22 protein-coding genes are annotated in these 23,375 nt (G+C 39.4%); 15 read left to right on the forward strand and 7 right to left on the reverse strand.

Annotated features, from left to right (window positions below; translation table 11 throughout):
• Positions 1–42: 42 nt before the first annotated feature.
• Positions 43–1,935, forward strand: coding sequence for a M13 family metallopeptidase (locus KJR31_RS00690; protein ID WP_214261624.1), 1,893 nt, complete (start codon positions 43–45; stop codon positions 1,933–1,935).
• A 38-nt stretch (positions 1,936–1,973) separates the two neighbouring features.
• On the opposite strand, the gene KJR31_RS00695 is transcribed toward KJR31_RS00690, so the two are convergent.
• Both KJR31_RS00695 and KJR31_RS00700 read right to left on the reverse strand, forming a co-directional pair.
• Positions 1,974–2,603, reverse strand: coding sequence for an MBL fold metallo-hydrolase (locus tag KJR31_RS00695; RefSeq protein ID WP_049495469.1), 630 nt, complete (start codon positions 2,601–2,603; stop codon positions 1,974–1,976).
• Between the two features lie 104 nt (positions 2,604–2,707).
• Positions 2,708–3,784: a DUF2974 domain-containing protein gene (locus KJR31_RS00700; RefSeq protein WP_214261625.1), complete on the reverse strand. Its 1,077-nt coding sequence runs from the start codon at positions 3,782–3,784 to the stop codon at positions 2,708–2,710.
• A gap of 95 nt (positions 3,785–3,879) precedes the next feature.
• Here KJR31_RS00700 and KJR31_RS00705 point away from each other — a divergent pair, with 95 nt between their 5' ends.
• From KJR31_RS00705 to KJR31_RS00725, 5 genes are all read left to right on the forward strand, one after another.
• A complete protein-coding gene (locus tag KJR31_RS00705; RefSeq protein WP_000548968.1) occupies positions 3,880–4,557 on the forward strand; it encodes a response regulator transcription factor in 678 nt (225 codons plus the stop codon).
• On the forward strand, positions 4,550–5,524 hold the full coding sequence (locus tag KJR31_RS00710; RefSeq protein WP_214261626.1) for a sensor histidine kinase: 975 nt from the start codon (positions 4,550–4,552) through the stop codon (positions 5,522–5,524). Before KJR31_RS00705 ends, KJR31_RS00710 begins: the two co-directional genes overlap by 8 nt.
• 434 nt (positions 5,525–5,958) lie before the next feature.
• Positions 5,959–6,717, forward strand: coding sequence for an ABC transporter ATP-binding protein (locus KJR31_RS00715; protein ID WP_006152604.1), 759 nt, complete (start codon positions 5,959–5,961; stop codon positions 6,715–6,717).
• 1 nt (position 6,718) lies between these two features.
• The gene (locus tag KJR31_RS00720) at positions 6,719–8,710 is read left to right on the forward strand and encodes an ABC transporter permease (RefSeq protein ID WP_214261627.1); all 1,992 of its coding nucleotides are present in this window, start codon (positions 6,719–6,721) and stop codon (positions 8,708–8,710) included.
• Between the two features lie 320 nt (positions 8,711–9,030).
• On the forward strand, positions 9,031–10,080 hold the full coding sequence (locus tag KJR31_RS00725) for a DUF389 domain-containing protein (RefSeq protein ID WP_214261628.1): 1,050 nt from the start codon (positions 9,031–9,033) through the stop codon (positions 10,078–10,080).
• Between the two features lie 205 nt (positions 10,081–10,285).
• Here KJR31_RS00725 and thrS read toward each other — a convergent pair whose 3' ends face one another.
• Positions 10,286–12,229, reverse strand: a complete 1,944-nt coding sequence (gene thrS / locus KJR31_RS00730; RefSeq protein WP_214261629.1) for a threonine--tRNA ligase — start codon at positions 12,227–12,229, stop codon at positions 10,286–10,288.
• Positions 12,230–12,547: 318 nt separating this feature from the next.
• Entirely contained in the window at positions 12,548–12,919 is a 372-nt protein-coding gene (locus KJR31_RS08525) for a hypothetical protein (protein ID WP_250319662.1), read from the reverse strand.
• 205 nt (positions 12,920–13,124) lie between these two features.
• Here KJR31_RS08525 and rpsO point away from each other — a divergent pair, with 205 nt between their 5' ends.
• The 9 genes from rpsO to pezT all read left to right on the forward strand — a co-directional run bounded on the left by rpsO (position 13,125) and on the right by pezT (position 22,145).
• Positions 13,125–13,394, forward strand: a complete 270-nt coding sequence (gene rpsO / locus KJR31_RS00735) for a 30S ribosomal protein S15 (protein WP_001018251.1) — start codon at positions 13,125–13,127, stop codon at positions 13,392–13,394.
• Between the two features lie 564 nt (positions 13,395–13,958).
• Positions 13,959–15,005: a FecCD family ABC transporter permease gene (locus KJR31_RS00740; RefSeq protein WP_214261630.1), complete on the forward strand. Its 1,047-nt coding sequence runs from the start codon at positions 13,959–13,961 to the stop codon at positions 15,003–15,005.
• Position 15,006: 1 nt separating this feature from the next.
• Positions 15,007–15,762: an ABC transporter ATP-binding protein gene (locus KJR31_RS00745; RefSeq protein WP_214261631.1), complete on the forward strand. Its 756-nt coding sequence runs from the start codon at positions 15,007–15,009 to the stop codon at positions 15,760–15,762.
• Between the two features lie 23 nt (positions 15,763–15,785).
• The gene (locus KJR31_RS00750) at positions 15,786–16,796 is read left to right on the forward strand and encodes an ABC transporter substrate-binding protein (RefSeq protein ID WP_214261632.1); all 1,011 of its coding nucleotides are present in this window, start codon (positions 15,786–15,788) and stop codon (positions 16,794–16,796) included.
• Positions 16,777–17,472 carry an alpha/beta hydrolase-fold protein gene (locus KJR31_RS00755; RefSeq protein ID WP_214261633.1) on the forward strand — a complete coding sequence of 232 codons (696 nt, stop codon included), beginning with the start codon at positions 16,777–16,779 and terminating at the stop codon, positions 17,470–17,472. The genes KJR31_RS00750 and KJR31_RS00755 overlap by 20 nt, the downstream gene beginning before the upstream one ends.
• Positions 17,473–17,626: 154 nt before the next feature.
• Complete coding sequence (locus tag KJR31_RS00760; RefSeq protein WP_214261634.1) at positions 17,627–18,970, forward strand: DEAD/DEAH box helicase; 1,344 nt, start codon at positions 17,627–17,629, stop codon at positions 18,968–18,970.
• 243 nt (positions 18,971–19,213) lie between these two features.
• Positions 19,214–20,599, forward strand: coding sequence for a VWA domain-containing protein (locus tag KJR31_RS00765; protein ID WP_214261635.1), 1,386 nt, complete (start codon positions 19,214–19,216; stop codon positions 20,597–20,599).
• Positions 20,600–20,901: 302 nt separating this feature from the next.
• A complete protein-coding gene (gene pezA / locus KJR31_RS00770; RefSeq protein WP_214261636.1) occupies positions 20,902–21,378 on the forward strand; it encodes a type II toxin-antitoxin system antitoxin PezA in 477 nt (158 codons plus the stop codon).
• Positions 21,378–22,145, forward strand: a complete 768-nt coding sequence (gene pezT / locus KJR31_RS00775) for a type II toxin-antitoxin system toxin PezT (RefSeq protein ID WP_214261637.1) — start codon at positions 21,378–21,380, stop codon at positions 22,143–22,145. Before pezA ends, pezT begins: the two co-directional genes overlap by 1 nt.
• 173 nt (positions 22,146–22,318) lie before the next feature.
• On the opposite strand, the gene KJR31_RS00780 is transcribed toward pezT, so the two are convergent.
• The 3 genes from KJR31_RS00780 to KJR31_RS00790 form a co-directional block, all read right to left on the reverse strand.
• A complete protein-coding gene (locus KJR31_RS00780; protein WP_214261638.1) occupies positions 22,319–22,546 on the reverse strand; it encodes a 16S rRNA processing protein RimM in 228 nt (75 codons plus the stop codon).
• A 66-nt stretch (positions 22,547–22,612) separates the two neighbouring features.
• The gene (locus KJR31_RS00785; RefSeq protein WP_214261639.1) at positions 22,613–22,795 is read right to left on the reverse strand and encodes a 4-hydroxy-3-methylbut-2-enyl diphosphate reductase; all 183 of its coding nucleotides are present in this window, start codon (positions 22,793–22,795) and stop codon (positions 22,613–22,615) included.
• Positions 22,796–22,850: 55 nt separating this feature from the next.
• On the reverse strand, positions 22,851–23,042 hold the full coding sequence (locus KJR31_RS00790) for a hypothetical protein (RefSeq protein ID WP_214261640.1): 192 nt from the start codon (positions 23,040–23,042) through the stop codon (positions 22,851–22,853).
• Positions 23,043–23,375 lie beyond the last annotated feature (333 nt).

Consider the following 23,375-nt stretch of genomic DNA (forward strand, 5'->3'; position numbering starts at 1 on the left):
TGCTAAGCTAAGAATAAGTGAAATTAGGAAAGCGAGAACAAGATGACACGTTATCAAGATGATTTTTATGATGCCATAAATGGTGAGTGGGAAAAGACTGCTGTTATTCCAGCTGATAAATCGAGAACAGGTGGTTTTATCGACCTTGACGAAGAAATCGAAGAGTTGATGCTAACGACGACTGACAAGTGGTTGGCTGGAGAAGATCTTCCAGAAGATCCGATCCTAGCAAACTTTGTCAAATACCACGCTATGGTCAGAGATTTCGTTAAGCGAGAAGCAGATGGAATTGAACCAGTCCTTCCGATGCTTAAGGAATACCAGGATTTGGAAAGTTTTGCGGATTTCGCAAGTAAACTAGCAGTATATGAATTAGCTGGCAAACCAAACTTCCTTCCATTTGGAGTATCACCAGACTTTATGGATGCTAGAACCAATGTTCTCTGGGCTAGTGCTCCAGGAACTATCTTGCCTGATACAACCTACTATGCGGAAGACCATCCTCAGCGTGAGGAATTATTGAACCTTTGGAAAGAAAGTACTTCTAATCTCCTCAAAGCCTATAACTTCTCAGATGAAGAAATCGAAGACTTGCTAGAGAAACGATTGGAATTGGACCGCCGCATCGCAGCTGTCGTACTTTCAAACGAAGAGAGTTCAGAGTATGCCAAACTTTACCATCCGTATTCTTATGAAGATTTCAAAAAGTTTGCGCCTGCCCTTCCATTGGATGACTTTTTCCAAGCAGTGATTGGGCAAACTCCAGACAAGGTTATCGTAGATGAAGAACGTTTCTGGCAAGCAGCAGAGCAATTTTATAGTGAGGAAGCTTGGCCTTTACTCAAGGCAAGCTTGATCTTGAGTGTAGTTAATCTTTCAACTAGTTATCTGACAGATGAGATTCGTATCTTGTCAGGTGCCTACGGACGAGCTCTTTCAGGAGTTCCAGAGGCTCAAGACAAACGCAAGGCAGCTTACCATTTAGCTCAAGGACCTTTTAAACAAGCCCTCGGTCTTTGGTATGCCCACGAAAAATTCTCTCCAGAAGCTAAGGCAGACGTAGAGAAAAAAGTAGCAACTATGATTGACGTTTATAAGGAACGTTTGGCTAAAAATGACTGGCTGACTCCTGAAACTCGAGAAAAAGCCATCGTCAAACTTAATGTCATCAAGCCTTATATTGGTTATCCAGAAGAACTGCCAGCTCGCTATAAGGACAAGATAGTAGATGAATCTGCTAGTCTCTTTGAGAATGCCCTAGCATTTGCGCGTGTGGAAATTAAGCACAGTTGGAGCAAGTGGAATCAGCCGGTTGACTACAAGGAGTGGGGAATGCCTGCTCATATGGTGAATGCCTACTACAATCCACAAAAGAACTTGATTGTCTTCCCAGCTGCTATTTTACAAGCACCATTCTATGACTTGCATCAGTCATCTTCTGCCAACTATGGTGGTATCGGAGCGGTTATCGCCCATGAAATTTCTCATGCCTTTGATACAAATGGAGCTTCCTTTGATGAAAATGGTAGTCTCAAGGATTGGTGGACAGAGAGCGACTATGCTGCTTTTAAAGAAAAAACGCAGAAGGTTATCGACCAGTTTGATGGCCAAGAATCTTATGGTGCAAAAATCAATGGGAAATTAACTGTATCCGAAAACGTTGCTGACCTTGGAGGAATCGCTGCAGCGCTAGAAGCTGCTAAGAGAGAGCCAGACTTCTCAGCTGAAGAGTTCTTCCATAACTTTGCTCGTATTTGGCGTATGAAAGGCCGCCCAGAGTTGATGAAACTCATGGCCAGCGTTGATGTGCACGCCCCAGCTAAACTCCGTGTCAACGTCCAAGTACCAAACTTTGATGACTTCTTTACAACCTATGATGTCAAAGAAGGCGACGGAATGTGGCGCTCACCAGAAGATCGTGTGATTATTTGGTAATACAAAAACCAAGGATGATTGTCCTTGGTTTTTATGTTCTAGAAAAATGGATTGAAAGTTTTTTCGTGGGCGATAGTCGTAGCCGGACCATGTCCTGGATAGACATCGTAGTTTGGAAGGGTGAAGAGCTGGGTTTGGACACTATGAAGGAGTTGTTCCATACTACCAGTTGGCAAATCTGTCCGACCAATGGTTTCCCGGAAAAGGGCATCTCCCGTTAAGACCAAGTGTCCATCTGGGAAAACCAATGAAACTCCACCGATGGAGTGGCCTGGCGTTGGTAGAACTGTAAAGCGGAATTCTTCAATCTGGTATTCTTCATGAAAGACATAAGTGTGTTCAGCTGGTTTGCAGATGACATCCGCCATATCATCGTGTCGAGGGAGTCCTGAAAGGTTGTCAACAGGAGTATAGAGCCAAGAAGCTTCACTTTCTGCCACATAGACTGGAGGATTTCCATAAGTATCTCTGACCAAGTCAAGACTCATAATATGGTCGTAGTGAGTGTGGGTCAGAAGAATGGCACAGACCGGTTTGTTGATGGTTTCGATAGTCTTGCGAATGGCCTCCCAATGGCTACCAGGATCGACTACAATCAGGTGTTGCTCCCCTTCAAGATAATAAGTATTTTCATAGGCGACAGGATTCACAGTTTTATGGATTTTCATAGGATTTCCTCTTTCAAAGATTTACAGTTTCTAGTATAACACAGAAGCACAAAATAAGGAATCAACAAGAAAGTCCCTCCATAAAAGAAGGGACTTTTAACTTTTTAAAAATGATTTTTCCAGGCTTGGAAGCGTGCATCCAGTAGGAGTTGTGTCAGGTTTTTTAAGATTTCGACTTGCTCGGGCTCTAGTGTCTGGGCTTGAGAAACAAGTTGTCGAACATGTTCAATAGCATTTCTAGAAGATAAATCATTGATGGAAGTGATTCCAGATTCTAGGATGGTTCCAAAGAAGAGATCAAAATAGAGTTCGAGTTCTTCATCGGGAACACTGTCCACCCATTCTTTAAGAGCGTCTTTGATTTGCAGACTTTCGCTACTAATTTCCTCTAGTTGGACAAAGTGCTGTCCTTCAGTTAGCCAGCTAAAAGTATTGTGTTGAGCGATTCCACCGAGAGCCGTAGATTTGACAACGGTAGGAGTATCAGGAACTTCTAGCATCATGCCGATGACAGAACCTTGTGGGACATAACGGTGAAATTTAGGGATAACATCTTGATAACCAGTCGTTTCTGTCAGATGAGCCTGCAAACCAGGAGCATCGTAGGTATAAACTGCTGATATCTTTTCCTGTAATTCAGGCTGGATTTGACTAGCAGCAAAGACGGCTAGATTCCCACCTTTAGAATGCCCAGCAAGAAGAATTTTTTGTTTTGGATGTTGTTTAAAGAAATCTTCCAAGTATTCAAGAGCATGCTTTTGGGCGGGGATTTCCTTCATATAGGTCATGTGGAAATCTTCCTTCCAGCCAATAATACTGTCGTCTGTACCTCGAAAGACAATCAGATAAGTATCCAGGTTCAGACGATAGGTCATAGCAGCGAACTGTTTCTGTTGCTCAGTATCAATCTCGTTAATAAAGTTTGATAGCTTGCAATTTCTAAAACGTTTGTGTTGGGCAAGCTGGTCTAAAAGTTGCAGACGTTCTTTATTGGTCAACATGGTGCTTTCTCGCGGAACACGTGTTGCGACATCGCTTAAACGATTGACGGATTGGTCCAACAGGTTATCAAAAGGAAGATAAGTCAGCTCTGTCAAAGCAAGTACATCCAGTTCATTTAAGGGAAGATCATAAAAAGAATCGTATTGAACATCAGTTAGATAGTCAAAAATATTGGCCATGAGAATTCCTTTCTTAACTTTTATCATATCAGATTTGCATCAATTTCGCTAGTAGTCAGAAGAATTTTGCTATAATATAAAAAAAGGAGGAGCAGATGCATAAGATTTTACTAGTAGAAGATGATCCAGTAATCCGTCAGCAAGTTGGGAAAATGCTCTCCGAATGGGGTTTTGAAGTAGTCATGGTAGAAGACTTTATGGAAGTTCTGACGCTATTTGTTCAGTCTGAGCCTCATCTGGTCCTGATGGATATTGGATTGCCTCTCTTTAATGGTTATCATTGGTGTCAGGAAATTCGCAAGATTTCCAAAGTTCCTATTATGTTTCTGTCTTCAAGAGACCAGGCAATGGACATCGTGATGGCTATTAATATGGGAGCAGATGATTTTGTGACTAAGCCATTTGACCAGCAGGTCCTTTTAGCCAAGGTACAAGGGTTATTGCGTCGTTCCTATGAATTTGGAAGGGATGAGAGTCTTTTAGAATATGCAGGAGTTATCCTCAATACCAAGTCTATGGATGTGCATGTCAATGGCAAAGCTATCAGCCTAACCAAGAATGAATTTCAGATTTTACGGGTTTTATTTGAGCATGCTGGAAATATCGTAGCGCGTGATGATTTGATGCGAGAACTCTGGAACAGTGACTTTTTTATTGACGACAATACCTTATCCGTTAATGTCGCTCGTTTGCGCAAAAAACTGGAGGAAGAAGGTTTGATTGGTTTTATCGAAACGAAGAAAGGGATAGGGTATGGATTGAAACATGCTTGATATTAAAAGTTTTTTTCTAGCTTATATCCGTTCACGTAGCCGTTTTTTTGCTTTTATTCTATCGCTTACAGGTTTGCTTTTTCTCTTTGAAATCTTGTTTGATAACCAAGTGCCATACTTTAACTATTTCTTCTTTCTATCTACATTTTTGACATTTTTGTTTTTGGTATTTGATTTCTTGATAGAATTGCAACGTTATCGTAAGGAATTGCTCTATGGCGAAAGAAAAGCTAAGTCACCAATGGAAGTCCTTCTAACTGAAAAATTAGAGAAAAGCGAATCTGAACTCTATCAAAAGAAGTCAGATGCTGAAAACCGCTATAATGATTTGGTGGACTACTATACACTCTGGGTTCATCAGATAAAAACACCAATTGCAGCCAGTAAACTCCTTGTAAGTGAGGTGGCAGATCGCCAACTGAAGCAACAGTTGGAGCAGGAAATTTTTAAGATTGATTCCTATACCAACCTCGTACTCCAATATCTACGCTTAGAAAGCTTCCATGATGATTTGGTTTTGAAGAAAGAAAATATAGAAGATCTGGTCAAGGAAGTCATTCGCAAATATGCCATTTTCTTTATCCAGAAAGGTCTTAGTATCAATCTGCATGACTTGGATAGAAGCATTGTTACAGACAAGAAATGGCTGTTGGTAGTCATTGAACAAATCCTGTCAAATAGCCTCAAGTACACAAATGAAGGTGGGGTTGAAATCTACATGGATGGTTCAGACCTTTGCATCAAAGATACTGGGATTGGTATCAAAAACAGTGATCGGTTGCGAGTCTTTGAACGTGGATTTTCAGGATATAATGGTCGAATGACCCAGCAGTCATCTGGACTCGGACTCTATCTAACCCAGAAAATCAGCCAAGAATTAGGACATCAGATTCAAATAGAATCCGAACTTGGGCAAGGAACAACTGTGAGGATTCAGTTCTCTGAAGTGAATTTACTGATTGAATGAAAAGAATTGTGAAGAGCTTGGAAGAAACCTTTCAAGCTCTTCTTTAGACCTTGATATGGTGAGAAAAAAGGCTCCAATCAGATAATACTCTTCGAAAATCAAATTCAAACCACGTCAGCTTCGTCTTGCCGTACTCAAGTACAGCCTGCGGCTAGCTTCCTAGTTTGCTCTTTGATTTTCATTGAGTATAAAATAGTTTAATCTTACAAAAATGTAAGATTAAAGGCCTCTTTTGTAAGGTTATGTTATGGCAAGCCATCTTTTTTTGGAGTAAACTTAGAGCATAAAGAAAAAGGAGAGAAATCATGAAAACAATTTTACAAAAGAAACAAACAAGTAAGCCGAGTCCAAAGGATATCGAGCGAGTTGAGCTCGGCATTCAAATGATGCAAGCTCAGTTTCAATTAATGGGATATTAAAAAGGAGAAGTTAAAATGACACTATTAGATGTAAAACACGTTCAAAAGATTTATAAAACTCGCTTTCAAGGCAACCAAGTAGAAGCCCTGAAGGATATTCACTTTACCGTTGAAAAAGGCGACTACGTCGCTATCATGGGTGAGTCTGGATCTGGTAAATCAACTCTACTCAATATTCTTGCCATGCTTGACAAGCCAACGCGTGGGCAGGTCTTCCTAAACGGAACTGACACAGCTACCATTAAAAATTCTGAAGCATCAAGCTTCCGTCGTGAAAAGTTAGGCTTTGTCTTCCAAGACTTCAATTTGTTAGATACGCTTTCCGTTAAAGACAATATCTTACTCCCTTTGGTATTGTCTAGAAAGCCTATTACAGAAATGATGAAAAAATTGGTGGTGACTGCTGAAAATCTTGGCATCAATCAATTGCAGGAGAAGTACCCTTATGAAATCTCTGGTGGACAAAAGCAACGTGTAGCAGTTGCACGCGCCATCATCACAGAACCAGAAATTCTCCTTGCTGACGAGCCAACAGGAGCTCTAGACTCTAAATCATCTGCAGCCCTCCTTGATATCTTTGATCAGATCAACGAGCAAGGGCAAACCATTCTCATGGTAACCCACTCAACAGCTGCAGCCAGCCGTGCGAAACGTGTCCTTTTCATCAAGGACGGCATTCTCTATAATCAAATCTACCGTGGTGAAAAGACTGATCGTCAGATGTTCCAAGAAATCTCTGACACATTAACTGTTATGGCAAGTGAGGTGAACTAGCATGTTTCGATTAACCAATAAGTTGGCTATCTCCAACTTAATCAAAAACCGCAAACTCTATTATCCTTTTGCTCTGTCTGTCATTTTGGCAGTCACTATTAGCTATCTCTTTTACTCCCTAGCCTTTAATCCTAAAATTGTGGATTTACGTGGTGCATCTGCTATACAATTTACCCTACAACTAGGGCTTGTCGTTGTGACACTTGCATCTGCCATTATCGTGCTTTATGCCAACAGCTTTGTCATGAAAAACCGTTCCAAAGAACTGGGTGTATATGGTATGTTGGGACTAGAAAAGCGCCATTTAATTGGTATGACCTTTAAGGAACTCTTGATATTTGGGCTAGTAACAGTCACTGCTGGTATTGGAATTGGTGCCCTCTTTGATAATCTGATTTTCGCTTTACTGCTCAAACTTGCAAAGATGAAGGTAGAGTTAGTTGCAACTTTCCAATGGTCCGTAGTGCTTTCAATACTTCTGGTATTCGGTTTTATCTTTTTAGTCATCGTTTTCCTGAACGCTGTACGCATTATTCGTATGGATGCTCTCCAGCTTTCTAGAGAAAAAGCGAAGGGTGAGAAGAAGGGGCGTTTCCTAGTTCTTCAGACACTTGTAGGGCTAATTACTCTAGGTGGTGGCTACTACCTAGCACAAAGCGTAAAAGATCCAGTTTCAGCGGTCTTAACTTTCTTCATAGCAGTTATGTTGGTCATTTTTGCAACCTACCTCCTATTCAATGCAGGTATTACAGTTTTCTTACAGTTGCTCAAGAAAAACAAGAGATATTACTACCAACCAAATAACCTCATCTCTGTTTCTAACCTTATCTTCCGTATGAAGAAAAATGCTGTCGGTTTAGCGACCATTGCCATCCTTTCAACCATGGTTTTGGTTACTATGTCTGCAGCTACTAGTATCTACAACGGATCTGAGAATATGAAAAAACTTATGTATCCTCACGATTTTGATGTTAAGGGACAAAATGTAGAAGTTGAGGATTTAGACAAGCTTTTGACGCAATATGCCAGTGAAAAGAACCTAACCATCAGCAATAAGGACGTCCTCGGTTATGCAAGTTTCGGTCTTTCGAGTCAAGACGGGACTAAATTAACCATCTTTGAAAAAGGGCAAAACAATGTCATGCCTAAGACAGTCTTCCTGGTTTTTGATCAAAAAGATTATGAAAACATGACTGGACAAAAGCTAAACCTTACTGGTAATGAAGTAGGACTTTGGGCTCGAAATGATCAACTTAAAGGTCAAAAAGCATTCAGTCTGAACAATCAGGACTATACGATCAAGCAAGAAATCCAGCAAGATTTTATCATCAATCATGTTTCAAACCAGTATGTTCTCTTACTTTCGGATTATAACTACCTTGTTGTACCAAATCTTCAAAACTTTTTGGAACAGTACCAAGATTCCGCTGTCTACACTCAGTTCTACGGTGGTATGGATGTAACTGCTAGTCAAGAGGAACAGTTAAAGCTAACTGATGATTTTGATGAGTATGTGAATAATTTTAGTCATAATCTCCAGAGTGAAGACGGTATGGTTTATAATGGAACTACTAGAAGTGATGCAATTGCCCAAATGAATGCTCTCTTTGGTGGAATTCTCTTTATCGGTATTTTCCTCTCTATCATCTTTATGGTAGGTACAGTACTCGTTATCTACTACAAGCAAATCTCAGAAGGTTATGAAGACCGTGAACGCTTTGTCATTCTGCAAAAGGTTGGTTTGGATCAAAAACAAATCAAGCAAACCATTAACAAGCAAGTCTTGACTGTCTTCTTCCTCCCTGTAATCTTCGCCTTTCTTCATCTTGCCTTTGCTTATCATATGTTGAGCCTGATTCTCAAGGTTATCGGCGTTGTCGATACAGCAATGATGTTATGTGTAACACTTTCTATCTGTGGAATCTTTGCCCTGATCTATGTTTTAATCTTTATGATTACTTCAAGAAGTTATCGTAGAATTGTTCAAATCTAGAGACAAATGCATCAAAAAAGCAACAACTATTTCAGTTGTTGCTTTTTCTCACTGAAAAATGTTTCTAAGACAGTGATCGTTTTTCTTCTTCGGATAAGGATACAAAAATTTCTTCCTTTCTCTATCTTTTAAATGAATTGATTTCTTCAGAGAAAGACTGTAAAATTTTTGATATAATATGTAGGATGGACTGATGGATATTTAAAAGATCATTTTCAAAAGAATTACAGATGAGAATTAAACATATGTAAGATTGGACAGAAGTCTCTCTACCATCATCCATGTAGAAACAAGATTATATGAAATAAAAGGAGTAACCAATGACTGGAAACTATTCAACACGGGAATACCGTGAGAAATTATATGATGACCTTCATGTTCGATTAAGTAATATATTGATTTTAATGTGTTCGATTTTTATTGCCTCTATAGGCCTAAATATGAATTCAACAGCTGTCGTTATTGGAGCTATGCTGATTTCCCCTCTTATGACACCGATTGCTGGACTGGGGTTTGGTTTAGCTATTTTTGATACGCGTTTAATTGAGCAATCTCTAAAGGTTTTATTTACTCAAGTATTGGTCAGTTTGCTTGTATCGGCTCTGTATTTCTGGATTTCTCCCTTATCTTATGCAAGTAGCCAGTTGATTGCACGAACCTCTCCAACCATTTGGGATGTTCTCATTGCTATTGCGGGTGGGATAGCAGGTGTCATTGGTTCAAGGAAAAAAGAAGCAAACAATATCGTACCAGGAGTAGCCATCGCAACAGCTCTGATGCCACCTATCTGCACTGCAGGATATGGTTTAGCTAATGGAAATGTTCGATTTTTATTTGGGGCCCTTTATCTTTTCTTGATCAACTGTGGCTTTATCATGCTAATCAACATTGTTGGAACAAGAATTATGATGAAAAAATCTGCCTTAAGTTCATTTAATGAGCTAAACATTAAAATTAGAATTGGGTTGATATCCTTGATTGTATTATTGGTCCTTCCAGCCAGCTATTCAGCAGTCACTCTGACGATGAATGAAAAACGAAAACAAGAGATCAAACAGTTCGTAGGAAAAGAGTTCGCCAATTATACGGTCATTAATCAAGTTTACGAGTCAAGTAATAATGAATTGGTCTTGACGGTTGTTGGAGATCCGATTTCAGAAGAAGAATTAGAAACCATTCGCCAAAAACAAGCCTCTTACGGTATTGAATCTGTTCAATTGAAAGTCAAGCAATTCCATAATTCGGCAAAATTAGATAGCGAGACGATTAAGGAATTTTATGAAACCATTGACAAGTATATCGACCAAAAACTCTCTGAAAAAGATTTACAAAACGATCGCACAAAAGAAAATGAAGCAGACAAGGACTGAGGATAGTCAACTTATCTAACTCATGGAAGCAAATCTTGGGAGGCTATCCTATATCCAAAAGTTAATGGATAGAAAGGGATGTTGATGAAGATTCCATTTGTGGTGGTTTGACCAATCACTACTAGCTCAGGTTAAATAAAGAAGCAACAACTGAAAACGTTGTTGCTTCTTTATTTAGCTGGAATTTTATCCCAGGTTTTATCGTTTATTTTTCAACTCGTGATTTGTTAGCGATGTCTGTAAGGATCAATTCTACAAATGCATCTACCGGCATAGTTTCAGTTTCTTTTTGACCATAACGGCGAACGTTTACAGCCTTCTCTTCCATTTCCTTGTCTCCAACGATCAATTGGTAAGGAATCTTGCTAGTTTGTGAAGCACGGATCTTGAACTGCATTTTTTCATTGCGTTCATCCACGTCGGCACGGACACCACGGTCACGAAGTTTCTTAGCCACTTCCCAAGCGTAGTCCACATGTTTCTCGTTAGAAACTGGGATGAGAGTTACTTGGTGTGGTGCAAGCCATGTTGGGAAGGCACCCTTGTAGTTTTCAATCAAGATAGCTGTAAAGCGTTCCATAGTTGAGATGACTCCACGGTGGATCATGACTGGACGGTGTTCTTCCCCGTCTGCTCCGATGTAGTGAAGGTCAAAACGTTCTGGAAGCAAGAAATCCAATTGGATAGTTGAAAGAGTTTCTTCTTTACCAAGAGCTGTTTTCACTTGGATATCCAATTTTGGTCCGTAGAAGGCAGCTTCACCTTCAGCTTCAAAGTAGTCAAGTCCCATGTCATCCATAGCTGATTTCAACATACGTTGAGCATTTTCCCACATTTCATCATTATCAAAATATTTGTGAGTATCTTGAGGGTCGCGGTATGACAAACGGAAACGATAGTCGGTCAAGTTGAAATCTTCGTAAACATCGATAATCAATTGAAGCGTACGTTGGAACTCATCTTTGATTTGTTCAGGTGTTACGAAAGTATGACCATCATTAAGTGACATTTCACGTACACGTTGAAGCCCTGTGAGAGCACCAGATTTTTCATAGCGGTGCATCATACCGATTTCAGCAATACGGATTGGCAATTCACGGTAAGAGTGAACGTGGTGTTTAAAGACTTCGATATGGTGAGGACAGTTCATTGGACGAAGAACGAATTCTTCCCCATCACCCATATCCATGGTTGGGAACATATCTTCACGGTAGTGATCCCAGTGACCAGAAGTCTTGTAAAGTTCTACTGAGGCAATTGGTGGAGTGTAGACGTGTTGGTAACCAGCAGCGATTTCCTTGTCGACGATGTAGCGTTCCAATTCACGACGGATAGTGGCCCCATTTGGCAACCAGAATGGAAGACCTTGCCCAACCTCTTGAGAGATCATGAAGAGGTCAAGCTCTTTCCCAAGTTTACGGTGGTCACGTTCTTTGGCTTCTTCACGCATTTGAAGGTAGTTCTTCAAGTCTTTCTTGTCAAACCAAGCAGTACCATAGATCCGTTGCATCATGGCATTGTCGCTATTACCACGCCAGTAAGCACCTGCCACATTAAGAAGGTGGAAGATTTGGATACGACCAGTTGATGGGACGTGTGGCCCACGGCAAAGGTCAACGTATTCACCTTGACGGTAGATGGTCAAACCACCTTCGTCTTCTGAGTGCTCTTCGATTAATTCCAATTTGTATGGATCGTTTTTGAAGATTTCACGCGCTTCATCTTTAGTCACTTCTTCACGAATAGATGGGAAGTTTTCTTTAACAATCTTCTTCATTTCTTCTTCAATACGAGGAAGGTCTTCGTTAGAGATTTGACCTGCTTGGTTATCTGTATCGTAGTAGAAACCATCTTCGATGGCTGGACCGACACCCAAGTGGATATCTGGGAAGAGACGACGCGCTGCTTGAGCAAACAAGTGAGCTGCTGAGTGACGCAAGATATCAAGAGCATCTTCGTGATCAGGTGTCACGATTTCGATGCTTCCGTCTTCAGTGATCGCACGGGTTGTGTCGATGAGTTTACCATTGAATTTACCAGCAAGAGCTTTTTTAGCTAGGGAATTGCTGATTGATTGGGCAATTTCAAAAGTTGTAACGCCAGATTCGAATTCACGAACAGCGCCATCTGGGAAAGTAATTTGAATCATGATTTTCTCCTTATATTAGTTATCCATTATTTATAAAGTAGAAGTGTTACCCTATTTTGCAGTCTTAAATCAAGAAAAACAAAAAGCGACATCCTAAAAAGGACGTCGCAACGTGGTTCCACCTTCATTTATGTTCCTCAAAAAAGAGGGACACCTCTGATTGGCTCTAACGTGGCCACCGTTTTATGTTTGCATAAAAGTCAGTAGAGTAGTATCAATATAGTCTTCCTATGCGTTCTCAGCAACCACGCACTCTCTGGTAGAAAGGGGCTAAGTGACTTGTCTCTATGCATTATTATAGCATGATTGTGAGATTTTTCAAGGATTTTGTGAAAGTTTTTTGTTTTTCAGTTTTTGCATTAGATACCTGATAGCGGCACCAATAACTGTACCTAGTAGAATAAGAATTTCATAGGCTAGGAAATAAACAATGATAAATTCTCTGAAAGGAATGATAGTAAAGCCATAGAGTAAGCAACTACCTAAAAGCCAATGCAGTGAAAAACCAAAACGGTAGCTATAAAGAAGAGAGACTATAAAAACTACAACAGGCGAAATGATGAATATATTTAGAAGATAGAGGCCTGTTAAATCAGGATTCGATGATAGTAGTATAAATAATCCATAAAGTGGACAATAAAAGAAAAATACGACCAGATAGTAGGGGAGATATTTGAAGAATTTACGCATAATCAATCACCTCGTTATAAAACTATCAACTTAGATGTCCTTCCTATAACTATTATAGCATATTTAAGACCTGGATAGTAAATCAGTTGACAAAGATGATTGTTCTTGATAGAATAGGAAATGTCGTAAAGACAAATAACTTCTTCTTGGTTACAGGCATGCCAACCTGTCACTCGGATGAAGCCAAATAAAAAGGAGAAACATCATGGCAATCTCAAAAGAGAAAAAAAATGAAATCATTGCACAATATGCACGTCACGAAGGTGATACAGGTTCAGTAGAGGTTCAAGTTGCTGTCCTTACTTGGGAAATCAACCACCTTAACGAACACATCAAACAACATAAAAAAGACCACGCTACTTACCGTGGATTGATGAAGAAAATCGGTCGCCGTCGTAACTTGCTTGCATACTTGCGTAAAAACGACGTTAACCGTTACCGTGAGTTGATCAACTCTCTAGGACTTCGTCGTTAATCTGCTTTATTTTTCTCTTACATTGCGTTGTCACCTTACCTCGATATACTCAAGTATAATCTTCGGTTACGGTTCCTAGCACTGTAAGGTAAAATAAACCAGAATGATCTCCCTTCGGGGAGATTTTTTGTTTCACTAACATTTTTGTACAATCTTCGGCTTGGCGCCTAGTCTATAAACGTTTTATCCAGCAAGAATAAAGCTCTCTGACTTCAGAGGGCTTTTTGTTTTTGCCAAGTGCTTAGGCCGTGTTCAATTGAGCATATCTTGAGAATTAGGCTACTCTAGTTGAGTAGCTTTTTTGTTTTTGTCACCTTACCTGGGTATACGCAAGTACAATCTTCGACTTCGGTTCCTAGCATCGTAAGGTAAAATAAAGCAGAAAGCTCTCCCTTCGGGGAGATTTTTTTGTTCACTAGGATTTTAGCCCGAGCTCAAATTGGCTCTCTGACTTCAGAGGGCTTTTTTTGTGTGCATTTTTCTAGTCTTGTTCCTGATTTAGAAATGTGGTATACTAATTATGAAAATTGTCTAAATTTTTAATTTTTATTAAGGGAGGGTTTCATGCTTTCCAAATTTTCTGGAAGCCATCAAAACCTGCGATATGTTTTTCTCCTAGCTATGTTGCTCGGAGCTTTGGGTATTTCTTTGTTTCTGGCAGTTTCTATGGGTTCTGTTCAAATCAGCTTGAGTGATACCTATCGAATCATTTTGAGCAAGTTAGGTGCTCCTTTTGATATAGGAGAAATCTCAAAGTCTACGCTTGCTATTGTTTGGAATATGAGATTGCCACGGGTTTTTCTTGGATTGATTGTGGGTGCAGGCCTTTCCATGTGTGGCAGTGTCATGCAGTCAACCGTCAATAATCCAATCGCAGAGCCCTATGTGTTAGGAATTTCCGCAGGGGCAACCTTTGGAGCAACTTTGAGTATTATTCTTGGATTTAAAGTTATGATTGGTCTCGGGTCTTTCCTTGGAGCGATTTTGGCAACAGTTGCAGTTCTTCTCATTGCATCTATGCAGGGCAGGATGACAACTTCCAGCTTAATTTTATCGGGGACAGTTGTGAATGCACTTTTTTTGGCTTTTTCCAACTTTATTATCTCTATCGGGGCCAATGCTGATAGCGTTATGACTATCAAGTTTTGGACCATGGGTTCTTTAGCGGGAACCTCTTGGGGACACTTAACCTTGCCAACTATCATCGTGGGAATCGCTTTTTTATTTTTCTCTACACAATATCGTGTTTTCAATGCCATGATGATGGGAGATGAGGCGGCTTTGACTTTGGGAATTCCCTTGCGTTTTTACTGGTATCTCTATGTGACGATTGTAGCTGTGATGACGGCAGTCCTAGTTTCGACTTGTGGGATCATCGGTTTTGTCGGTTTGATTACACCACATTTGGCCCGAAGTTTGGTAGGAACAAACTACAGAAGGCTTTTTCCAATTGCTACCTTACTCGGTGCCCTTTTCGTTGTTTGGGCAGATGTCTTTGCTCGAGTTTTGATTCAAAATGCTGAACTACCGATTGGAATTTTCACAGCCCTAATAGGTGCCCCCTTCTTTATCTACATGGTTGCAAGTAGACGAAGGGAGGTGAAGGTCTGATATGGACTTAATGTGTCAGGATATTCACTTTGGAATCGGAGAAAAAAAGATTCTAAAAGGAGTCTCACTTAAACTTGAGGGAAACCAATTTCATACTATTTTGGGACCAAATGGAAGTGGAAAGACCAGCTTGCTGAAACTCTTCTATCGACAGGAAAAGCCGAATCAGGGCTTGATTTCTTTAGATGGGAAGCCTCTAGACCAAATGAGCGTCAAGGAAACAGCAAAGCAGATGGCGGTCATCACGCAGTTTAATCAACTCCAGTTTGATTGTACGGTTGAGGAAATCGTCATGCTGGGTAGAACGCCCCATCTCTCTTTCTTACAAAAGGAAAAAGACAGAGACTTTGCTTTGGTTGACGATGCTTTGGTCAAGGTAGATTTGCTTGAAAAGAGAAATCGACTCTACTCTTCTTTGTCAGGAGGAGAGAAGCAACGGGTTCTGTTAGCACGCGCCTTGGCCCAAGAGCCGACCCTCTTGCTCTTAGATGAACCGACCAACCATTTGGATATCAAGTATCAGCTAGACTTATTGACCATTGTCAAAAATCTTCAGATCAATGTGCTAGCTGTCTTGCATGATATTCAACTAGCTTGTCGCTATTCAGACTATCTCTACCTGATGAAAGAAGGGGAGATTGTTTACCAAGGAACTCCGAAAGAAACCATCACACCCGAGTCATTGCAGGCTGTCTATGGCGTTCAAAGTAAGATTACTTGGACAGAAGATCAGCAAGCCATGATTCACTATTTATAAAAATTAAAAAGGAAAATAAAAACATGAAAAAAACACTTAGTATTTTACTTGTAACAGTAGCTACCTTATCTTTGGCAGCTTGTGGTAACGCATCTAAAGAAACAGCAACGGCACCGGCTACAACAGAAGCTAGTCAAAAAGCTACTACAGAAACCAGCTATCCTGTAACTATCAAAACTTATGATGCTAAAGGAAACGAAGTCGATCAAGTCTTTGAAAAGGCACCTGAAAAGGTCATCACAAACAACCTCTCAACAACTGAAATCCTACTTGAACTCGGTTTGCAAGATAAAATTGCTGGCATGCTCAATCCTGATAATGCTGTAACTGGTAAATACAAGGATGCTATTGAAGCCATCCCTCACATTGGTGATAAAAAATCTGTCTCACAAGAAACAGTTCTTTCTTATGAACCAGATGCCTTGATGGGACGCAACATGATGTTTTCTGAAAAGTCAATGGGAACCATTAGTGCTTGGAATGAAAACAAAATCCCTGTTTATACGCAAAAAGCCTCACTATCAAATATCCAACAAGATTTAGGAAATATCGTAGAAGATGTGAAGAATCTTGGTACTATTTTCAATGTCCAAGACAAGGCTAATCAATACGCAGAACAATTGCAAGCTAAAATCGATGCGGTTAAAAAAGCCAACCCAGAAACACAAGGTGAAAAGAAAAAGGCTTTGATCATGGTAGCCTACAATGACGAAACCTTTGGTGCCTACAAGTCAGCCTTACAAGAAAGCTTGCTCAACCAACTTGGTTATACCAATGTTGCAACAGGAACATCTGGTTTGACCTTGGAAAATCTAGTCTCTATGGATCCAGAGTTGATTATCTATGTAACTAGTGACCGCAATCAAAAGTTAGATGAAAAAGCAGTGGATTTGATGAAGGCAAATGCTGTTTTGGAAAATGTACCAGCAATCAAGAATCAAAAAATCATGACTATCTCTTACGATGAGTTGATGGATTACGGTCCTGCAGTGATTGATTCCCTTGAGAAGATCAATGACTTTATCAAGAAATAAGGAGTTTAACTGGGAAGGGATTCAAGTTAGGATCAGTCTTCCTTCAAACTATGATCCTCAACAAGCCTACCCAATGATTCTTTTAAATGATGGGCAATTGGACTATTTGTCAGACCTATCCCAATCTGTGATTTTGGTGGGTTTGATGCCAGAAAACCGTCTCGATGACTTTACACCTTGGAAGGCTAGTGCTTTGAAAGAAGGAGCTCCAGATTTTGGTGGGAAGGTAGATGAATATCATCAGAAGCTCTTTCAGGGTATTCTAACAACTCTAAAAAAAGACTATTTGCTTGATGAAAGTAGAATTGCTTATGGTGGCTATTCACTGGGAGGCCTTGCTGCTGTCTATAGTCTCTATAGTAGCTATCTTCCTGTGACCTGTATCTTCTCTATCTGTGGTTCCTTCTGGTATCCAGATTTTACAGACTTTTGTAGGGAACATGATTTGATACAGAGCCAGAGCTATATTTATCTGCAAAATGGGCAGGCAGAAGGTGCCAATCATTCCAATCGTCTGTCTAAGGCTCCTATTTATGCCAGAGATCTACATGACCTGATTTCAGAGAAAGTTCCCTCAACATATTCTACATTTGATGCTTATGGGCATCATGAAGCTCTTGACCAACGCTATCATCATTTCTGTGATTGGCTGAGAAAAGAGTGGGAGCTCAAGTAACCTCCTATAACACTCCTTGTTCATGGTAACTAGGAGTGTTTGTCTTGTATGCTTAGCTATTCGAATTTTCAAGCGATTCCCCTTGATGGAAATCCAGCCCCTGTAATAAACGAAATTATGGTATAATGAGTAGATAGATAGAATCGAGGAAATTATGTCATTTACACAATTTAAATTTAAGAAGTATATAGAAAAAGCTTTGGAAGAGTTGAAGTTTACGACGCCTACCGAAGTGCAAGAAAAGTTGATTCCTATTGTTTTGGCAGGTCGTGACTTGGTCGGTGAATCAAAAACAGGTTCAGGAAAGACCCATACCTTCTTGTTACCAATTTTCCAACAGCTAGATGAAGAGAGTGATAGTGTACAAGCCGTTATCACAGCTCCAAGTCGTGAGTTGGCGACCCAGATTTACCAGGCGGCTCGCCAGATTGCGGAACATTCTGAAGTAGAAATTCGTGTTGCCAACTATGTTGGTGGAACAGACAAGGCGCGTCAGATTGAAAAACTTGCCAGCAATCAGCCCCATATTGTTATCGGAACTCCAGGTCGTATCTATGATTTGGTAAAATCTGGTGATCTAGCTATTCACAAGGCTAAGATTTTTGTTGTCGATGAAGCTGACATGACTTTGGATATGGGATTCTTGGAGACAGTTGATAAGATTGCAGGAAGCCTTCCAAAAGACTTGCAGTTTATGGTCTTTTCAGCGACAATTCCGCAAAAATTGCAACCATTCTTGAAAAAATACTTATCTAATCCAGTTATGGAGAAAATCAAAACCAAAACAGTTATCTCAGACACTATTGATAACTGGTTGATTTCTACTAAGGGTCGTGACAAGAATGCTCAGATTTATGAGTTGACTCAAGTTATGCAACCTTATCTAGCCATGATTTTTGTCAATACCAAGACTCGTGCGGATGAATTGCATGCTTACCTAACAGCTCAAGGCTTGAAGGTAGCGAAGATTCATGGAGATATTGCTCCTCGTGAACGCAAGCGTATCATGAATCAGGTCAAGAACCTTGATTTTGAGTACATCGTTGCGACTGACTTAGCTGCGCGTGGGATTGATATTGAAGGTGTCAGCCACGTTATCAATGATGCTATTCCACAGGACTTGTCCTTCTTTGTTCACCGTGTCGGACGTACTGGACGTAATGGTCTGCCAGGTACAGCTATTACCCTTTACCAGCCTAGTGATGACTCTGATATTCGTGAGTTAGAGAAATTAGGAATTAAGTTTGTACCTAAGGTGGTTAAAGACGGAGAATTCCAAGATACCTATGACCGCGATCGTCGTGCCATTCGTGAGAAGAAACAAGAAAAACTGGACATTGAAATGATTGGGCTGGTTAAAAAGAAAAAGAAAAAAGTCAAACCAGGCTATAAGAAGAAAATCCAATGGGCTGTCGATGAAAAACGTCGCAAAGCTAAGCGAGCAGAAAGTCGTGCCCGTGGACGTGCAGAACGTAAAGCTAAACGCCAAACATTTTAAAAATGAAACAGTAAGACCAAGTGGTTTTGCTGTTTTTTTAAATTTCAATAAGATAAGAATTATAGGAAATGATGATTTGAGACTTGAAACAAAAATTATCTTTAAATGTTGATACTATCGTTTTTTTTTAGTTACAAAGTCTCTCCAGTAAACGCTTGTAAATTGTAGTGATTTATGTTATTCTTAAAAAAAAAAAAAACAGATTTTAAAAAATATTAAATCTGTTAAAGAAAAGAGGTCATTATGGCAAAAGGAATGTTTAAGCAAGAACGTTTTTCGTTTCGTAAAATGAAAGTTGGATTGGCATCTGTGGCTATCCTCTTTGCTTTTGCACAACTTGGACAAGTTTCTGCTGATGAAACTAGTAAAGTTTCGTCAAGTGAAATTACTAAGGTAACTGAGGCATCAAAAGTAGTTGAAGAGGTCAAATCGCCTATTGAGGAGGCTAAAGCAGAAATTGCAACTGAAAAATCAAGACCTATTGTCAAAGAAACTGAAGCAAAAGCTGGGGATTTGATTGATGTCTCAAAGAAAGAATCTGCTGTCGAAGTAAAAGAAAGTCAAGAAGGCAATCAGAAAGTCCATATTGAAACCTCTGTAGCTGAGGTAACCAAAACTGAAATTGCTCCAGAAAAAGTGGAAAAACTTCCAGATCCTGTAACTACGACAAAAGAGAATACTGTAGCAGCTAAGGATAAAGATGGAAATTCTTATACTCAGTATGAACGAGTAGACAAGACAACAACTGTGGAAATAACTAAAACACCACCAACTGTTAAAAAAGCAGGAGAAGCAGATATTGTTTTTGTTGTTGACCGTTCAGGATCTATGTCTTCAACGATTAATACTGTTCGTAAAAATGTCAATGAGTTTGCAAGAAATCTCGCCAAAGATGGAGTGGCGGCACGTTTTGGATTAGCTACCTTTAGTGATGAAGTTTTTGGACGTAATAGAGGAAAAACAGATGAAGGTACAATTTTAACAAAATTTAACGAATCTTATTTTACATCTGACCCAGCTGAACTTGAAAAAGCTTTAGCAGGCATTAAGATTGCAGATGGTGGAGATTACGCTGAAACATCTTCGCCTGCTCTAACACAAATTGTTTCAAGCTATGACTGGTCTAAGTCACCAAAAAATAAAAAGTTTGTCGTATTGTTGACAGATGCTCCAATGAAGCAAGATGCCTCAGTCCCAACTATTGCCGAGACACTTGCGTCTTTAAAAGCAGCAAATATTGAAAGAATTGTTGCAACTTCGACATCTTTTGGGACCGATATTAGCTATAAAGATTTTGTATCTGAAGGTCGATTAATGAAAATTGATAGTAACTTGGCTGACTCTTTAACTAAGGATGCAGCTTCATGGATTGTGGAAACAGTCAGTGAGGGACGTCAGTACAAGGTAACAAAAGACAGCTACCAATTCTACCTAGAACGTCGTACAACTGTGCCAGTTTTGGAGCAGAAAGTAACTCCTAAACCAGAACCTACTGCTTACAAACCAGCACCAGCTAAACTTCCTGAAACAGGAAGCAATGATTCTAGTAACCAAACTCTTTTAGGTCTAGGTATTATGCTCGCAGGTGTTGGATTGGCTACAAGCGCTAGAAAATCAAAAGAACAATAAAATACTTTAATACACACAAAACACCTGAAGTAGAGCTATATTGGCTTTTATCAGGTGTTTTTTGATGAAGTTATCCTAAAATGAATACACTGGGACCAGTATCTCAGTGTGTTTTTGTGCTAATTTTGTCTTTAAAATAGTTAAGTAGATTATTTGATAAAGGCATTTTTTTAGATGATTGGTTTGCCATCAATGTAACAGATGGAATATTTCATTCAGCTAGAACGAAAGAACAAACGCACCATTTTTGGTGCGTTTTTATTTTTTGTGCTATAATAGAAATAAATAAAAGGAGGAGTTACATGATTGGAGAAAATATAAAAACGTTACGTAAAACACATAAATTAACCCAGCCTGAGTTTGCAAAGATTGTTGGTATCTCTAGAAATAGTCTGAGTCGTTATGAAAATGGGACAAGTCGAGTTTCGACAGAATTAATAGATTGTATCTGCAAAAAATTTAATGTTTCCTATATCGATATTGTAGGAGAGGAAAAAATGCTCACACCAGTAGAAGATTATCAGTTAACTCTGAAAATTGAAGTGATTAAAGAACGAGGGGCGAATATCTTAGCGCAACTTTATCGTTTACAAGATAAATTAGAAATTGCATTTGATGATGCTAATAATCCTTGGGTTCTAATGAGTGATGATTTGTCTGATTTGATTAACACGAAAATTTATCTTGTTGCAACTTTTGAGGATGTGGAGCGATATAATGGCTATTTGGATGGCATTGAACGTATGCTAGAACAAGCTCGTCATCTGGTGGTGGCTTAATGAAACTAGAAGAATTTAGTCAAGATGATTTTGAACGAGCATCCAAACGACTCCTTCGTTCTTTAACTCGTGGTAAAACAACTTCGTCTCAGCCCAAGGCTATCTTGCTCGGGGGACAGAGTGGTGCTGGTAAGACAACGATTCATCGTGTGAAACAAAGGGAATTTCAAGGCAATATCATTATCATTGATGGAGATAGTTATCGCTCTTTTCATCCGAACTACCTTGGCCTACAGGAAAAGTATGGCAAAGATAGTGTGGATTATACCAAAGTATTTGCGGGCCAAATGGTTGAATATCTCGTAGATGAATTGAGTAAACAAGGTTATCATTTGTTAATCGAGGGCACCTTGAGAACAACACAAGTTCCTAGAAAAACGGCACAATTATTGATAACCAGAGGATATCAAGTCTCACTTGCACTGATTGCGACCAAGCCAGAATTGTCCTATCTCAGTACTTTGATACGTTATGAGGAGCTCTACGCCATAGATCCTAGTCAAGCTAGAACGACTCCCAAAGCACACCATGATGGAATTGTAGAACATTTAGTTGATAACTTACGAGAGTTAGAAAATGACAATATTTTTAATCAAATTCAAATTTATCAAAGAGATCAATCGTGTGTTTATGATTCGGAAGTAGATCAAACCTCAGCAGCAGAAGTTCTACAAGAATGCCTCTTCGGAAAATGGAGTAAGGTGGAGGAAGAGATGTTGAAGTTTGGACAGGAACGGTTGAGAGAGTTGGGGAAAATTGATAAGTGACGAATTAAAAGATATATAAAAGCAGGCCTAAGTCTGCTCTGTTTTTTGCCCTGTTTTCTACCAAAGTTCATTTTATAAAAAAGTAGAGAAAACACAAAGGATAACTAAAAGGTTAATTAAATTGATGAGTTCAGTAAGCAAGTAAATTGCACCTGTTATAGGTGCTTTTTATTTTAATAATACTGCACTTCAATTCTATCCATAATATTTATTAAAGAATTATCGCCAATTTTTAAAGAAATCAGTTCATTTAATGATGATACCTGGTATTCTTTATCTCCAATAACCACTACAATATCATGAACAGAATTAGGAAAAATCCCACAAGTTTGACCATTATAATCAAAAGAGGCGTCCCAACCATTGTCATATAACACTTGTAATTCATCTAATATTGCCATATAAATCTAAATCCTTTTCCGTAGTGTTTTCTTTCAAGCAAGGCAAGCAAAAGCGCCTAGTTCAAACTAAGCACTGATAATTTTGATTTCCTTGATAATGTTCTCAGGGTATGAGTGGTCACCTATAACGATTTCGTCAGCACCATCTAAATCATAGCCGTCATACCAATCTATAACCTTGCCAGTGATGGAGGTACCATCTTCTAAAACAAGGCGCACTTTTTTGTCTACATATTCCCATAGTCTCAATGTGTTCCTCCTTTTCAATGTTTAGATTGTATAAACGCCTAGAAGGCACTAAGCGCTAAGCTACTGAAATACTAAGGATCTCATCCTCAAAATACTCACAAAGAGTACCGTCGACATCTACAAGCAAGGAGTCCATCTCCTCTGCATTATCAGAGGCGTCACAATAATCCTCTACAAAGCCTCTAACTATCACTCCATTTTTTAGATTAATGACTACATCTGTACGGTTAAATTCCCAGAGTTTCATCGCATTCCTCCTGCCCTTGGTTCAAGCTCTTTGCTATACAGTCAGTGTTCTCCTTAATTATACCATAACTGCCTCTTACTTTACTTTCACAATATTCTTGTACTTAAATATTTTTTAGGTTATAATTAATTTAATAAATAGAGGTTTTCCATCTCCCCTTGAAACAGATTATTCTGCGGTAGGAGGTGGGACGCCTCTATTTGTTTTTTATGTCAAAATGAGTTATAATTGAATTAATAAAGGAACTGGTTTGGCACCCAATGACCTATTTTAGGTCGGCGCCTAAGTCAGTTCCTTTTACTGTTTCGATTACCCAAAAGGGTATACCCTTAA

It is taken from the genome of Streptococcus infantis, assembly GCF_018499575.1.
In the GTDB taxonomy this organism is placed as follows: domain Bacteria; phylum Bacillota; class Bacilli; order Lactobacillales; family Streptococcaceae; genus Streptococcus; species Streptococcus infantis_K.